We start from the raw sequence: 15,206 nt of genomic DNA on the forward strand, positions 1-15,206 counted from the left end.
GGTTCTCCGTGAACCAAGTCCTTTTTTAGATTCAAAGGTGAAGGGTACGGCGAATCTTTCTGCATCGTTCCTTGTTGAGTGGCTCCGAGAGATAAATTCCCTTCTGTTCAGCCTTCTTTCTATAGACAAGCGCCTTTGCTCGGTCCCCTGAATCTAGTTGCTCGTATTCTTTTAGTGTCTTGATCCCCAACAGGTTGTATTTACCTTGATTCGAGGTGTCTATTTTTTTGCAATATTGCATAGCGCCGGCATTTGCGCCGAGCTTGGCGGCATTGCTAAAGATCTCTGCGTGGGCTGGTAGGGTACTGAATAATGTTATAGAGACGGCGGCTAATAGCGATAATCGTTTCATGGTTTATTCTCCGATTGGTTTTGTCTCCACTGTACTGGTGCGGGTGTTACTGTTTTTACCAATTTGCGACATGGATAAATCAGAGTACTTTGTATTCAGATGGCGTGAAATGATAAATAAAGCATGGCGAAACCTTTAATTTATGGCACTAGACACAGTCATTAACCAAAGAGGTACGCCATGTCTCATCAGTTTAACCAGTACAGCAAGCTGCTGAACCGCTCACTTTCCCATGCCGTTGATTATCTGGAATCTTTGCCGGAAAGGCCTATTGATAAGCAGGTCACTTCTCAATCGCTGCGCCGAAAGATCGGTGGAAGCCTGCCGCAGAAACCGAGCAATCCGGAACAGGTGTTGGATGAGCTGGTGACCAATGTTGAAAGCGGCCTGATTGGATCGGGCGGCCCTCGTTATTTCGGCTATGCCATCGGTGGTTCCTTCCCGGTTGCTCTGGCTGCAGACTGGCTGGTAAGCGCCTGGGATCAGAATGTACCGTATTATGTTTCCAGCCCGGGCACATCGGTTGTTGAAGAAACTGCTGCCGAGTGGATGCTGGAGTTGCTCGGCCTGCCAGATACCGCCGGAGTCGGCTTTACCTCCGGAGCTCAAGAAGCTATCTATACCGCACTGATCACAGCCCGTAACAGCCTGCTGCAAAAGGCCGGATGGGATGTGGCGACTCAGGGCCTGTATAACGCGCCGCGTATTCATGTTGTGGTGAGTGATCAGATCCACTCAACCATTAAGCGTGCGCTCTCGATGATCGGTATCGGTGTGAACGATATCAAGACCATTCCTACCGACAACAACTTGAGAATTATTCCTGACCACCTGCCGGCGATTTTGGACCGATGCGATGGCCCGACACTGGTTTGTGCCCAGGCTGGTTGTATTGATTCCGGAGCATTTGATCCGTTCGAGGAGATTGCAGCTCATGTCCAGGCTCACCCTAATGCCTGGCTGCATGTCGACGGAGCGATTGGCCTTTGGTCTGCCGTGAGCGATAACCAGAAGCACCTGCTCAAAGGGATTGAGAAAGCGGATTCGTGGGATACCGACGGTCACAAATGGTTCAACATGCCCTATGACAGCGGGATGGTGATTGTCCGTGATGCCACCTTGCTGGCAACAGCCATGGGGGGCAACAGCATGGGTGACTACCTGACAGATGCGATTGCCAAGCCGGATCGCAATGCGATTAATTTTGGAATTTCGGCATCGCGTCGGGCCCGTGGTGTGCCTGTCTATGCCGCTATCAAGGCGCTGGGCAAAGAGGGTATTCAGGCGCACCTCGACAATTGTTGTGTGTTGGCACAGAGAATGGCTGACAGGCTTCGCCACGTCGACGGGATCACCATTCTCAATGATGTAGTGTCCAACCGATTTTCGGCGCAGTTCGGTATCGGTGGCGACGAGTTCCGAAACCACCTGACCGCGCGAGTTGTACACCAGTTGCAGCAAGATGGCTTCTGCTACCCGTCAACGTCGGGCTACAAGGGGTTAAAGACCATGCTTTTCTCTGTCCTGAACTGCCATACCACGGCAGAGGATATTGACGCTACGGCGGAGAAAATTATCGAAATCTACCATATCGAACTGGAAGCGTGCCAGCTAGGCGAAGCGACTGCACAGTGTGAGTAACCCGGCAGATTGCCTGAACAAGTATTGACAGGAGATAGATTATGAAAGTGCTAGTAAAGAATGTTTCACTGTTTGACGGGATTAATGAGGTGGTAAAACCGGGGTGTTTTATCAGTGTCGAAGATGGGGTTGTCACTGAGATTGCCTGTCAGCAACATTCTGGGGCGGAATATGACCAGGTGATTGACGCGGCAGGCTATACGGTGATCCCGGGCTTGATTGATGCTCATACTCACATCTCTTTTTCGGATACCTTCAAGGCCATGGATAACATGACCTCGGAAGAGGTAGCGGTGCGTTCGACGGTGATTGCCCGCCAGATGCTGGAACGGGGTTTTACCACGGTCCGAGATGTCGGCAGTAACTGCTATGGTTTGAAGCAGAGTATCGACAATCATTTTGTGCCTGGTCCGCGGATTTACCCGAGCTATGGTGCGATTTCACAAACCTGTGGTCATGCCGACTATAGGCAAAGCCGGACCCAGCGTTCCAATTTCAACCAGAATCTGGAGGACTCGAGCTTCATGCGTCAGGGGCATCTGATACTGGCTGACGGCGTACCGGAGTGCCTGAAGCGAACCCGTGACCAAATCTTCATGGGGGCCTCTCACATAAAGGTGTTTGGCGGCGGCGGGGCATCATCGCTGTTTGATCCGCTTGATACGATCCAATATACCCGGGAAGAGCTACGGGCGATTGTAGAAACCGTGACCAATTACGGATCGTATGTTTGCAGCCATATTCATGCCGGCCCTGCGATGAAGATTGCGGTGGAAGAGGGGGTGAAGTCCCTTGAGCATGCCACTTTTATGGATGATGAGATAGCACGGATGTGCTTGGACAAGGAAGTCTGGATTGTTCCGCAATATGCGACAGCCGAGCTGATTGCCAACCGGATGATCCCGCTTGATAGCGAAATCCTCTACCGGAAGACCGAACGGGTCGGAAGGGGCTTGCTCAAGCAGGCTGAGCTGGTCGAGAAATACGGCCTGAAATGTGCGTTCGGTACCGATTTGGTCGGGACACCAGAGGTTCATGCCAAACAAAACGCAGAGTTTTCTGCGCGGAAGAAATACTTCGGTTCGTTCCGCGGTATCAAGCAGGCGACCTCGGATGCCGGTGAGTTGCTGAAAATGTCCGGATTGCTGGACTCATATCCGGAGGGCGATATTGGTGTGATCCGTGAAGGGGCGTTTGCCGATATGCTCTTAGTCAGCGGTAACCCGGTTGAGGATTTGGATATTCTTGCCAACCCGGACAATATCAAGGTTGTGATGAAAGGCGGGGAACTCTTCAAAGATATCCGCACCCTGTAATCAAAACGTTTTGCCTGATTTGAAACCGCCTCTCGTGAGGCGGTTTTTTTGTCGTTGCAGTTAGGTCCGGAAACGCTTGCGGTAATCCTTGGGCGGAAAGCCTGTCAGCTTTTTGAATGCCCGCGAGAAGTGGGCGATATCGGCATAGCCTAGCTCGGATGCGATATCGGTTAGTGAGTAATGTCGGTTTTCCATCAGCTGGCAGGCGGTTGCCAGCATAATGTTTTCCCTTATGTTCTTGAAGCTGGTGTTTTCCGCAGACAGGCGGCGCTGTAGGGTACGGGGGCTGGTGTTCAGCAAAGCGGCAGCCTGCTGGATAGACAGGGTTTGCCGCGACAGGTAAGGAGCAAGGGCCAGATAGATGGTTTCCACATAGCCCAGAGGCTTTGGGCGATTATCCAACTTGTCGGGCGAAGTGAAGCTGACAGGTAGATTGAAGGGCATTGCCAGCATGTCATTAGAAAGTTCGACGGCGGCCAGGCTGCGGTTGGCATAGAGCACGGTTTGAGGGCTGTTCAGCATACCAGCCAGTTTGTCGGCACTGGGAGATTGCACGGCAATACAGTTCGGTAGCCATTGGGTTTTGCTGGCAAAGCGGATGAATTCAATAAGGAACAGAATGGCAAAAACCTCTGCCCATAGGAAGCCGTCTGATAGCTCTTTTTGCTTGTGGCGGCAGAACCACGGCGTGCCGTTGAAATATTCGAGACTGACTTTGGCGGTTGGGGAGTCGTGCTGCACTGCGGTTTGCAATTGCTCTATGGCCTCGCCAATTGTTTTCGGGCTGTGTAAGTGCCTGAGCATTTTGGGAATAAAGTACTCGCGAATAGCAGTACGGAGCAAATCACCATAATGATCCGGATCGGCCTTTTCGGCCATCATGGCCAGCAGATGTTTGATTGGGGTTTCAGGAACAAATTCATGGTGTGTCTGGAGGATATCTTCGGGCAGTCCCGCTGTTTTGAGGAGCGGGTAGATATCTGCTTCGAAATGTTTGAGCATTTCAATCAGGGTAGCGGCATGGGCAGTTTTGATCAGCGGGACCAGTTGGCCTTGGGTCATTCCTTTTGCTCCGCGGGTGTGGCTAAGTCCGGAGTATTATATCAAAGCTATCAAGAATTATACCGGGTTAGCGGACTGCATCCCTGCAGTATAGGGGGATTTTTTCAGTTATGTGTTCAGGCTTGGGTGGCTTGTTGCACTTTTTTAGGGGAGCTGCGAAAGATGCTAATAATGGCTTCGATTGTGTAGTAACCGCAGATAGCAGTAAAACTTACCACGCTGGCGTTTTCTCCCATTGAGACCGATGCGCCAATCATTTCAAACAGTTCGCCGCCAAATTTTCTGACATAGTCCAGTGCCCATTTGTACACCAGATAGAGTTTGGTAAGGGTGATAAAGACCAGATAAGCTTTGCCGTAGGGAGTAAGCAGGAACTGTTTTATTTTGGCCCAGATGCTTTTCATCTTAATTTCTCGCTGTGATGTTGGTTTGTTTGTTGAACGAGAGGAAGTATAAAAAATGATCGGTGCGGTATTTATCATTTTACGCCATTAGGGTTGTTTGATTTACTTTTCTTTGTGGCGTGAAATGATAAAAAAGAAGACTCGTCACCAGATAGGATTGCGGCATACATTTTATTGCTTGCAATGAGCAGTGAAGCTGATGAGGTCGGAATGAGCCAAAGAGAACCGGAACTGAAACAACAAGAATCAAAATCTTCTCCAGTTGCCGAGCAAGCCGAACAGGATAATCATAGCTATCAGGAGCAGGCCGCGGGGCGAACACCGAGCCCCCGCTCTGTCACCTTGTTAGTGCTGCTGATCTGTATTGGGTTGTTTGCCTTCTATCTAGTTGCAGATAGGATTATTCCTAATACTGATATGGCGCGGGTACGGGCTAATGTGATCCCGTTGGCTCCTTTGGTTTCGGGTGAAGTGACTAAGGTAAATGTCGCTCCTAATGATTTGGTACAGACCGGTGACCCCTTGCTCCAGATTGATCCGACGGATTATCAGATAGCGTTAAGGAAAGCCGAGCAGGGGCTGGAGGAGGCCGGGAAGCAGATTGGCGTACAGACTGCATCGGTGGAAGCTGCACAGGTCAAGCTGTCTGATGCGCTAGTCAATCAGGAAAATATTCGACGTCAGGCAGGCCGTGTACTGGCGATGGCCGATAAAGGCATTGTCACTCAGGCTGATGCTGATAAAACCCGCGCCGCCGTTGCTCATGCCAGGGCGCAGGTAGAAACGGCCCGGGCAGGATTGGTACAGGCCAAAAAGCAATTGGGTAAGGTCGGTGAGGACAATACCGAGATGCAGGTGGCATTGCTGGCCCTGCAGAAAGCGCAACTTGACCTAGAGCGTACAGTTATTCGAGCCCCGGCAATGGGTGGGGTCTCGAACTTTCGCCTTGATGAGGGTTTTTATGCTAACAAAGGCCAGCCATTGCTGACTTTTGTTTCTGGTGAAGACAGTTGGGTAGAGGCTTATTATCGCGAGAACAGTCTGGGCAATATCCGCGTTGGCGATTTGGTAGAGTTAGCCCTCGATAATGCGCCTGGAGAGGTTTTCCGGGGAAGGGTTGCCAGTATGGATTACGGCGTCAATTGGGAACAATCTCAGGCTTCCGGGCAGCTGGCAACTGTTGCCAACCAGTCTGGGTGGCTGCGGCAGAGCCAGCGGTTTCCGGTGGTGATCCGCTTTGAGGACAATCGGCCAGGCGGCCTGTTGCGGGTTGGCGGTCAGGCGGATGTCATGGTGTATACCGACGGAGATTCAGTAATGAATATCTTTGGCAAAATGTGGATCCGCCTGATCAGCTGGATGTCTTATGTCCGCTAATTGTGATGCAACAACCAAGACGCTGCCCTGTTTCTTTGGTCGCCGTACTCTGAGATATACCCTCGGTGTCGTGTTGGCGATAGCGCTGGCATACAGTATTGACTGGACGCTGGCCTATATAATGCCGGTATTTGTGGCAAAGTTCTTTGTCGACAGGCCTGCACCAAGCCGGGGGACGTTTGACGAACTTTTTCTGGCAATGGTGGTTACGGTGTTGATTGCGCTGGTGGTAAGTCACGGTGTAACGCAGTATCCGCTCATCCTGCTGTTGTTGATCGGGCTGCTGATGTTCTGGGCTTATTACTTGTTTCAGGATCCACGCTGGAACTTTTTTGCCATGATCCTGATGATTGCTGTTTTGCTGGTGCCCTATATGGGGATCATCCACCCAGCTGCGGCGCTGCTGCTGGGTAAGGGGTTGATGGTATCTGGTATCGGGGCGGTGGTTATTTTTTGGTTGATGCACCAGATCCTGCCTGAGCCGATTATTGAGCCGGATGGGTCCTCGGCTCAACGTCGTGATGTCTCCCTGTCTGAGCCCCTGCGTGTTGGCAATGCACTGAAGGCGTTGGCGATCAGTTTTCCGGTTATAGTGTATTTCTATTATTTTCAGGCCAGCGGCGCTTTGCTGACATTGGCATTTATAGGAATATTGTCACTACAGCTTACGAGCCCGGGCAGTATCAAGCTGAGCATTTTTCTTCTGCTGACTAATATGGTGGGAGGGATATTGGCGGTAATTGCCTATGAGCTGTTGGTTGTGGCTCCCTGGTTCCCGTTCTTGCTGGCTATGATGACATTGTTTGCTTGGCTGTTTGCACAAAAGCTCTACCTTGAACCGCATAAAGCCCCGGTTTATGCCGGTATCTTCTCAGCCATGCTGGTGGTGTTCGGCTCGGTGATCTCAGGTGGCGGCAAAGAGATTGATGTTAGCTTCTATACTCGTATCGGCCAAATCTTCCTGGCCAGCATATATCTGGTACTGGTGGCGTGGTTGGTAGACAGGCACGCTAGCGTATCCGGAAGCCGTTAGTATTACGGCATAGTCAGTGCACGAAGTCGTTTGAGAACGACTCCCCTCTAATTGATACCGCGCATAACTTTAATCAATCTGTTCGATTACATTGATGGCCAAATAATTCTTACAATAACAACACAGTCGTCATGAAATGATGAATTTATACATTGTTGCGTAAGATGACTGATTGCCCTTACTTTAAGCGACAGACATAACGATGAAAAAATGCCACACAGTAAATCTTAACGAACTGCGCCAGCTCGGTGCGATTCGTTTTCAGAGCAATAGTCAGAAAATTATTCCGGGTGATGTGTTTGTTTGTCGCCAGGGGCCGAACTGGGACAGCCATCAATCAGTCGATGAAGCGATCCAGAAAGGCGCTGTTGGTGTGATTGCCAATAAACCGCTCGATATCGATATTCCTTGTCTATTGACGCCCAGCTTTAGTAGCAGTGTTAGTTTGATTAACCAGTATTACCAGTACCCGCAGGATAAGCTGGTGCAAATTGGTGTTACGGGGACAAACGGTAAAACCACGGTGGCCTATTGCCTCAATGCCTTGTTAAACCGTCAGTTTAAGTCAGCCTATACTGGTACGCTGGGCTGCCAGTTCAGTGATGAACAGGTTGAGCTGGACAATACCACACCGGATGCGATCAGCCTGCTGAACCTGTTTCATGCCATGGAGCAATCGGGCGTGACTCACAATGTGATGGAAGTCAGCAGCCATGCACTGTCACAAGACAGAGTGAGCATTGTGGATTTCGATGTGGTGGTCATCACCAACATCGGCAGTGATCATCTTGATTATCACCGAAGTCGCGATGATTATATTCAGGCTAAGTTGAGGTTGATTGACCGGCTTAAACCCGGCGGTGTGGCGATAGTCAACCTTGACGATGAATTGGCGCTGGCGATGATCGAACGCTGTCGAAGCAAGGCGCGGGTTGTCACCTTTAGTATGCAAGATCCCGGAGCAGATCTATTCGCCTCTGACATCGCTTCATCCTGTCATGGCGGGCAGTTTTCGCTTAGCTATCAAGAGCAGCAGTTTTCGGTTAGCACCTCCCTGCCATTTACGTTCAATATCGAAAATTCTCTTGCAGTATTGGCAATGCTGACGGCAATGGACATTGAGATGTCAGCAGCCGTAGAGATGCTGGCTACTATGGAGCATGCCCCCGGACGCAGTGAGGTCTATCCACTGAAAAATGGTGCCACGGCAATCATAGACTATGCCCATAATTACGATAGTTTGCTTAACCTTTTGGATAATGTGCGACGCCACAGTCAGGGGCGGGTTTATACCGTAATTGGAGTAACGGGAGACCGCTTGGCGGATGCGGCAGCCATTGGCGAGTTGTGCAGCTCGCACTCGGACTACGTCTTCTTTACGACCGACAATCCGTTGGGAGTTTGCCAGGATACTTTGTTTGCAGCTATGGGGAGCAAGCTGGTAATAGGCAACAGCAGTACGAATCCTGATCGCCAGTGCGTTATCGAGCGTGCCGTTTCTTGTCTGATGCCTGATGACGTGTTGTTGCTGTGTGGCAAGGGACCGGAGAAGCATCAATATATCAGCGACAATAAAAACGACCCTCAGCCCTATATTGGAGATCTTGCTGCTCTGAGGTTGGCTGCAGGTATGTAAGTAAACCGATAACAAGTACAGCGGCGGGTTAAGTGAAGTAACGACCATCGATAGGCAATGAGTATGGCAACTGAAACGATCACTACAACGCTACCGATGCGGAAAAATACCACCTATCTGAAGTTGCTCAGTGCCCAGATTATTTCGCTGATCGGTACTGGGATCAGTTCGTTGACGCTGGCCTTGCTGGCCTGGGAGCTGGAGGCCGAAGGTGCCAGCGCCGTGCTGGGAACCGCATTTGCGCTGAAGATGATCGCCTATGTCGGTCTGGCGCCGGTTTTTGGCGCTGTTGCCCACAAACTGCCGCGAAAGCAGTTCATGTTTGCGTTGGATATTATCCGTGCAGGATTGATCCTCTGTCTGCCGCTTGTCACCCAAAGCTGGCAGATTTATGTCTTGGTCTTTGTGATTAATGCGTGCTCGGCAGGTTTTACCCCGTTGTTTCAGTCTACGCTGCCGCAAATTTTACCAGACCGGGATCAGTATGTTCGAGCCTTGTCCTACAGTCGAATGGCGTATGATTTGGAACAGATCATCAGTCCGTTGCTGACTGCGATGTTGCTGTTGCTGATCGGCTTTCGCGATCTGTTTATTCTTGATGCGCTGACTTTTATTCTGTCTGGTGTGCTAATCATTAGCTGCACCCTGCCTGCGGTGATGCCTGTCGACCACGGCAGGGGCGTATGGAATAACCTAAAATTTGGTATCCAGTCCTATTTGGAGACACCGAGACTCAGAGCCTTGTGGGTAGCGTATCTTGCCGCTGCAGGTGCCAGTGCCATGGTGATTGTAAATACCGTGGTGTATATCAACCAGGTTCTGGAAGGCGGAGACAGAGAAACAGCGCTGGCCATGGCTGTGGTCGGTTTTGGCTCAATGATGGTTGCGCTCAAGTTGCCCGGCTGGCTGGAAAAGCGCACTATTAGGCCATTTATGATTGCAGGTGGCGTGAGTATTTCGCTGGCGTTGTTATTCGGTGCATTGACACCGTCTTGGCCGGGTTTTGTTGCGGTGTGCCTGCTATTAGGAATAGGCATGTCCTGTATTCAGACGCCGGCAGGAGTATTGGTCACCCGCTCTTGCAAAGAACCTGATGCACCAGCGTTTTTTGCCGCGCATTTTTCTCTGTCTCACCTGTGGTGGTTTTTCACCTATCTGCTGGCGGGGTGGAGTAGTGCGGCAATTGGCTTGTCAATGTCATATTTGCTGATGGGCGGGCTGTGTACTGTAAGCCTGATAGTGGTGAGCCTGATGTTTCCCCGAGAGGATTAATAATCAACAATCTCACATGTTCCTTGGTAGCCAATTGGTAGGCGTGAGGAGTCTTATAACCACATCGCCCACCGTATGGCATAACCACTAACAATCTACTGCGACTGGAAGGCTAACCCAACGGCAATGGACTGTGCTAAGCATAATGTCGCCGACTGTGAGCGGAAAGCATCAACTTGTGTCTCTTTTACCACGAAGCAGACATCGCTTAATGTTGCTAACGGGCTAATTTGGCTGTCTGTAATGACGATTTGTTTTGCACCAGCTTGTGCCGCAGTATTATTGACCATCACGGTTTCTTCTGCGTAAGGAGAAAAGCTGACTGATACTACAACATCTTTGTCGCTGATAACATTCAGCTGCTCGCGGAACATTCCGCCCAAACCATCAACCAAAACGGTTCTACGTTCAATGTGGCGAAGCGCATAGGTTAAATACGTAGCTACGCTGAAAGATCGCCCCAGCCCCATGACATATATGGTGTCTGCCGCTTTGAGCAAATCAATGGCATGCTGGAGATCGTCAGCAGAGGTTTGTGCAGCGAGTTGTTGCATGGCTTGCGCGTTGGCACGGGCAAATTCGTTCAGAATATCTTTGGGACGGTCAATCGAGGCATTTTCACCGCCAATTTCACGAACTAATCGCACTCGCTCGGTGTAACTTGCCGTCTCTTTGATCAAGTTGGTTCGAAATAGCTGCTTCATTTCATTAAAGCCACTAAAGCCAAAAGTGTTAGCGAAGCGAATCAGTGTTGAAGGCGGAACATTGGCTTCTTTGGCAATCACGGCAACAGTATCGAAGGCAACACTGTTATTATTATCAATGACATACTGTGCAACCTGTTGGAGCCGTTTGCTTAAGTCACTGTAACGGGTTCGAATCTGCTCCTGCAATTCTGCCAGGTTCTTGGCTACTGTCATATTACCCTCAAAATGAAATATTTAGGTCAATTGTAGAGTGATAGTTAGAACAAGGGAATCCTTTTTATCATGAGCTACTTCTAAAATTTGCCAATAATGAAATGTTTCGTTTGACATTTGTCACACAAAATTAGTGGTTCGATACCTGTTTTATAAGGGTTTAGTACGTATATTGAGCAATTAATGGAAATATACTCAACGTCACACTTATGAAATTTTCGCGCGCATAATCATTTAAATGAAATGTTTATTTCATTATAGTTCTGGCGTAGGCTTTACCACATCCGAATTCGAAAAGAAGAGAGAAGAAGATGGAAACTATCCAGAATTATATCGGTGGCCAATATGTTGCCAGCCAGAGTTCCCGGTTTGCACCTGTCTATAATCCGGCAACCGGAAAGCAAGTTCGCCAAGTTGTATTGAGTTCGTCGGAAGAAGTAGAAAAAGCGGTTGCTGCGGCAGATAGTGCTTTTCCTGCTTGGGCTAAAACCTCTCCACTTAAACGTGCCCGCGTTATGTTCAAGTTCAAAGTTCTACTGGAACAGAACAGCGAGGAACTGGCCAAGCTCATTTCACAAGAGCATGGCAAGGTGTATTCAGATGCACTTGGCGAATTAACCCGTGGTCTCGAAGTGGTCGAGTTCGCCTGTGGGATCCCCCACCTGCAAAAAGGCGAGCATTCTGCGAACGTTGGTACTGGAGTCGACAGCCATTCCCTTATGCAGCCTCTTGGTGTGTGCGCAGGTATTACTCCTTTTAACTTCCCTGCAATGGTACCGATGTGGATGTTCCCAATTGCAATTGCCACGGGTAATACATTTGTACTTAAACCTTCAGAAAAAGATCCATCGTTTGCTATAAAGCTGGCAGAACTGCTCCAGCAGGCTGGTTTACCCGATGGTGTTTTCAATGTCGTAAATGGCGACAAAGAAGCGGTTGATGTACTTCTAACAGACTCACGGATTCAAGCTGTCAGTTTTGTCGGTTCAACACCGATTGCAGAATACATCTATGCGACGGCTTCTGCGCACGGTAAACGCTGTCAAGCACTGGGCGGGGCGAAAAACCATTGTATTATGATGCCTGATGCAGAGCTTGATATGGCAGCTAATGCCATTATGGGGGCGGCATTTGGTGCGGCGGGTGAGCGCTGTATGGCGTTATCTGTTGCTGTTGCTGTCGGTGATGAAATTGCGGATGACTTGGTGGCGGCGCTACAAACCCGTATCGCAGAAATGCGGGTGGGACCGGGTGTGGTAGAAGGCCGGGAAAATGACATGGGACCGGTTATAACAGCCCAGCATAAAGCGAGTATTTGTGACTATATTAAGTCGGGTGTAGATCAGGGAGCGACATTGCTTGTTGATGGTCGTGAACTGGTTGTTGATGATTATGAAGACGGATTTTTTGTCGGTCCGACCTTGTTTGATGGTGTAACACCGGATATGACTATCTATGAAGAAGAAATCTTTGGCCCAGTGCTTGCTGTGGTTCGGGTACCTGATTACCAAACTGCACTGACGCTGATTAATCGTCATCAATACGGCAACGGAACGGCAATCTTTACCCGCGATGGTGAAACCGCCCGCCAGTTTAGCGAAGATGTTCAGGTAGGGATGGTTGGGATCAACGTGCCAATTCCTGTGCCAATGGCGTTCCATAGTTTTGGTGGGTGGAAGCGTTCTGTATTTGGGCCGCTAAACGTGCATGGCAATGATGGGGTTCGTTTTTACACCCGAATGAAAACGGTGACGAGTCGCTGGCCTGCGAGTGTTCGCCTGGAACATCATGCGAGCAGCTTTACGATGCCGACAATGTAATAGCCTTGCTTTCTTCTTTTATTGGCGCCTACGGGCGTCTTTTTCGTGCGAGCAAGCAAAGTCTGATATGGAGGTTAATCGCTGGCATATGAAAGGGTTTTTCTATTGGGATCACAAAAAGAACCATACGTTTCATTTTGGTGTTGATGTGAAAAAATAATTCCATATAGTGAGGTTATTACTGGATCTAAGTGCGTGGCAGCACTTGTTGGGCTGGCAATCGCCCTGCCCGATATGAAGCATGTGGAGTTTTGGCTATGAACACCTTAAGAATGACGACCGCCCAGGCGTTAGTGAAATTTCTCAATCAACAGTATGTGGAAGTCGATGGCTGCGAGCATAAGTTTGTTCATGGTGTCATGACTATTTTCGGCCATGGCAATGTACTTGGACTTGGGCAGGCTCTTGAGCAAGATGCTGGGGACTTAATTGTTCATCAAGGCTGCAACGAGCAAGGCATGGCGCATATTGCGATGGGGTTTGCCAAACAACAAAAACGCAAAAAAATCTATGCAGTAACATCCTCTGTCGGCCCCGGTGCTGCCAATATGGTAACCGCTGCCGCCACCGCAACAGCAAACAGGATCCCTGTTCTGTTTTTACCCGGGGATGTATTTGCAACACGTCAGCCTGATCCTGTCTTGCAACAGGTGGAGCAGTATCACGATTGCTCCATCAGTACCAATGACTGTTTCAGACCCGTCTCGCGTTACTGGGATCGAGTCTCTCGCCCTGAACAACTTATGACAGCGATGATTAATGCGATGCGTGTGTTGACCGATCCTGCTGATACTGGCGCGGTAACTATCAGCCTGCCTCAAGATGTTCAGGGTGAAGCTCATGACTTTCCGGAGTATTTCTTTAAGAAACGTGTCCACCGTATCGAGCGTCGTCCGGCAACAGAGGCAATGCTAAATGATGCCCTTTCACTGATTATGCGCAAGAAAAAGCCAATGTTGGTGTGTGGGGGCGGAGTACGGTATGCCGAAGCGCATGATGCTTTCCGTCAGTTTGCCGAGATATTCAATATTCCGTTTGGTGAAACCCAGGCCGGAAAGAGCAGTATCGTGGCGAATCACCCCTTAAACTGCGGCGGCGTCGGAACGACAGGGTGCTTGTCGGCTAACCTGATAGCCAAAGAAGCCGATTTGGTAATTGGTGTTGGTACCCGTTTTACTGATTTTACGACTGCATCGAAATCATTGTTCCAAAACCCGGAAGTGGAGTTTCTGACTATTAACGTTGCTGAATTTGATGCAGGTAAGCTTGATGCTGTACCCGTTGTCGCGGATGCCCAAGCGGCGCTGTTGGCGCTGAAGGCTAAATTGTCGCAAGCGGGTTATATCAGTAGCTATGGCGATGAGATATCTCATGCCCGTAATCTCTGGAAAAATGAATTAGATCGGCTGTTTTCGATACAGGTTGAAACGGGCTTTGTGCCAGAGGTGCCAGGCCATCTTGATGACAAGCTACCGGAATACTGCGACACGCTGAAGACCCAGTTAACCCAAACGGGTGTACTGGGACTACTGGATAGCCAGCTCGAAGACAATGCCATAATTGTGGGCGCCGCGGGCTCTCTCCCAGGTGATCTACAACGTATCTGGCAACCGAAACAACCCGATACCTATCATATGGAATATGGTTATTCATGCATGGGGTACGAAGTTGCAGCTGCTGTTGGTGCAAAAATCGCCAGCCCTAACCAACCTGTTTATGCCATGCTGGGAGATGGATCTTACATGATGCTTCATTCGGAATTGCAAACTGCAATCCAGGAAGGCATTAAAGTTACCTTGCTGCTGTTTGATAACGCGGGCTTTGGTTGCATCAACAACCTGCAGATGGGGCAGGGGATGGGCAGCTACGGAACGGAAAACCGTCAACGCGATCCCAATACCGGGCGCATGACAGGGCCGCTGGTCAAGGTGGATTTTGCCAAGAACGCGGAGAGCTATGGCTGCAAAGGCTATACCGTTCACACAAGAGATCAGCTATTGGCTGCGTTGGAAGATGCCAAGAAACAGCCTGTAGCGACGTTGATTGATATAAAGGTACTGCCAAAGACGATGACGCACGGTTATGAGTCTTGGTGGCGAACTGGGACGGCCCAGGTGGCAGACAATCCTGAAATCGTAGCGGCGGCGGACGAGATTAAGCAGGTATTGTCGACTAAGGCGCGCCATTACTAATTATCCCCTAACCCCCATTAGCCTTCTTTTCGTATGCATTGCATGCGGGAGGAAGGCTTCTTTCATCTTACCTGCCTTGCTTTTTTTCTTCGTTGTTGCAATGCCAAGTTAACTTTAAGCGAAACAGCTGCATTATTGCTGGGTGTGTTGGTTACTGCGATGAAACGTTTATTCCTAAAGC

12 protein-coding genes are annotated in these 15,206 nt (G+C 49.7%); 8 read left to right on the forward strand and 4 right to left on the reverse strand.

What is annotated here, in order from left to right:
* Window positions 1–31 precede the first annotated feature (31 nt).
* A complete protein-coding gene (locus tag EDI28_RS08090; RefSeq protein ID WP_128783338.1) occupies window positions 32–352 on the reverse strand; it encodes a hypothetical protein in 321 nt (106 codons plus the stop codon).
* Between the two features lie 180 nt (window positions 353–532).
* On the opposite strand from EDI28_RS08090, the gene EDI28_RS08095 reads away from it, so the two are divergent.
* A complete protein-coding gene (locus tag EDI28_RS08095; protein ID WP_128783339.1) occupies window positions 533–1,993 on the forward strand; it encodes a pyridoxal phosphate-dependent decarboxylase family protein in 1,461 nt (486 codons plus the stop codon).
* A gap of 41 nt (window positions 1,994–2,034) precedes the next feature.
* Complete coding sequence (locus EDI28_RS08100) at window positions 2,035–3,309, forward strand: metal-dependent hydrolase family protein (RefSeq protein ID WP_128783340.1); 1,275 nt, start codon at window positions 2,035–2,037, stop codon at window positions 3,307–3,309.
* Between the two features lie 60 nt (window positions 3,310–3,369).
* Here EDI28_RS08100 and EDI28_RS08105 read toward each other — a convergent pair whose 3' ends face one another.
* Window positions 3,370–4,371 carry a helix-turn-helix transcriptional regulator gene (locus EDI28_RS08105; RefSeq protein ID WP_128783341.1) on the reverse strand — a complete coding sequence of 334 codons (1,002 nt, stop codon included), beginning with the start codon at window positions 4,369–4,371 and terminating at the stop codon, window positions 3,370–3,372.
* A 116-nt stretch (window positions 4,372–4,487) separates the two neighbouring features.
* A complete protein-coding gene (locus EDI28_RS08110) occupies window positions 4,488–4,853 on the reverse strand; it encodes a hypothetical protein (RefSeq protein WP_233353312.1) in 366 nt (121 codons plus the stop codon).
* 132 nt (window positions 4,854–4,985) lie between these two features.
* On the opposite strand from EDI28_RS08110, the gene EDI28_RS08115 reads away from it, so the two are divergent.
* From EDI28_RS08115 to EDI28_RS08130, 4 genes are all read left to right on the forward strand, one after another.
* Complete coding sequence (locus tag EDI28_RS08115) at window positions 4,986–6,152, forward strand: HlyD family secretion protein (protein ID WP_128783342.1); 1,167 nt, start codon at window positions 4,986–4,988, stop codon at window positions 6,150–6,152.
* Window positions 6,142–7,185 (forward strand): DUF2955 domain-containing protein, encoded by a 1,044-nt coding sequence (locus EDI28_RS08120; protein WP_128783343.1) that lies wholly within the window; start codon window positions 6,142–6,144, stop codon window positions 7,183–7,185. The genes EDI28_RS08115 and EDI28_RS08120 overlap by 11 nt, the downstream gene beginning before the upstream one ends.
* Before the next feature lie 202 nt (window positions 7,186–7,387).
* Entirely contained in the window at window positions 7,388–8,821 is a 1,434-nt protein-coding gene (locus tag EDI28_RS08125; protein ID WP_128783344.1) for a Mur ligase family protein, read from the forward strand.
* 63 nt (window positions 8,822–8,884) lie between these two features.
* Window positions 8,885–10,093, forward strand: coding sequence for an MFS transporter (locus EDI28_RS08130; RefSeq protein ID WP_325062639.1), 1,209 nt, complete (start codon window positions 8,885–8,887; stop codon window positions 10,091–10,093).
* Between the two features lie 95 nt (window positions 10,094–10,188).
* Here EDI28_RS08130 and EDI28_RS08135 read toward each other — a convergent pair whose 3' ends face one another.
* On the reverse strand, window positions 10,189–11,013 hold the full coding sequence (locus EDI28_RS08135; RefSeq protein ID WP_128783346.1) for a MurR/RpiR family transcriptional regulator: 825 nt from the start codon (window positions 11,011–11,013) through the stop codon (window positions 10,189–10,191).
* A 311-nt stretch (window positions 11,014–11,324) separates the two neighbouring features.
* Between EDI28_RS08135 and EDI28_RS08140 the strand changes: the two genes are divergently transcribed.
* Together EDI28_RS08140 and iolD are read left to right on the forward strand one after the other, a co-directional pair.
* Window positions 11,325–12,833: a CoA-acylating methylmalonate-semialdehyde dehydrogenase gene (locus EDI28_RS08140; protein WP_128783347.1), complete on the forward strand. Its 1,509-nt coding sequence runs from the start codon at window positions 11,325–11,327 to the stop codon at window positions 12,831–12,833.
* A 257-nt stretch (window positions 12,834–13,090) separates the two neighbouring features.
* Entirely contained in the window at window positions 13,091–15,025 is a 1,935-nt protein-coding gene (gene iolD, locus EDI28_RS08145) for a 3D-(3,5/4)-trihydroxycyclohexane-1,2-dione acylhydrolase (decyclizing) (protein ID WP_128783348.1), read from the forward strand.
* Window positions 15,026–15,206: the final 181 nt, after the last annotated feature.

Source organism: Photobacterium chitinilyticum, from assembly GCF_004104355.1.
Lineage (GTDB): Bacteria > Pseudomonadota > Gammaproteobacteria > Enterobacterales > Vibrionaceae > Photobacterium > Photobacterium chitinilyticum.

Bases quoted from the DNA above. Each gene is read 5' to 3' on its own strand.
- EDI28_RS08090 (WP_128783338.1), bottom strand. From the start codon at position 352: ATGAAACGATTATCGCTATTAGCCGCCGTCTCTATAACATTATTCAGT.
- EDI28_RS08095 (WP_128783339.1), top strand. From the start codon at position 533: ATGTCTCATCAGTTTAACCAGTACAGCAAGCTGCTGAACCGCTCACTT.
- EDI28_RS08100 (WP_128783340.1), top strand. From the start codon at position 2,035: ATGAAAGTGCTAGTAAAGAATGTTTCACTGTTTGACGGGATTAATGAG.
- EDI28_RS08105 (WP_128783341.1), bottom strand. From the start codon at position 4,371: ATGACCCAAGGCCAACTGGTCCCGCTGATCAAAACTGCCCATGCCGCT.
- EDI28_RS08110 (WP_233353312.1), bottom strand. From the start codon at position 4,853: ATGATAAATACCGCACCGATCATTTTTTATACTTCCTCTCGTTCAACA.
- EDI28_RS08115 (WP_128783342.1), top strand. From the start codon at position 4,986: ATGAGCCAAAGAGAACCGGAACTGAAACAACAAGAATCAAAATCTTCT.
- EDI28_RS08120 (WP_128783343.1), top strand. From the start codon at position 6,142: ATGTCCGCTAATTGTGATGCAACAACCAAGACGCTGCCCTGTTTCTTT.
- EDI28_RS08125 (WP_128783344.1), top strand. From the start codon at position 7,388: ATGAAAAAATGCCACACAGTAAATCTTAACGAACTGCGCCAGCTCGGT.
- EDI28_RS08130 (WP_325062639.1), top strand. From the start codon at position 8,885: ATGGCAACTGAAACGATCACTACAACGCTACCGATGCGGAAAAATACC.
- EDI28_RS08135 (WP_128783346.1), bottom strand. From the start codon at position 11,013: ATGACAGTAGCCAAGAACCTGGCAGAATTGCAGGAGCAGATTCGAACC.
- EDI28_RS08140 (WP_128783347.1), top strand. From the start codon at position 11,325: ATGGAAACTATCCAGAATTATATCGGTGGCCAATATGTTGCCAGCCAG.
- iolD (WP_128783348.1), top strand. From the start codon at position 13,091: ATGAACACCTTAAGAATGACGACCGCCCAGGCGTTAGTGAAATTTCTC.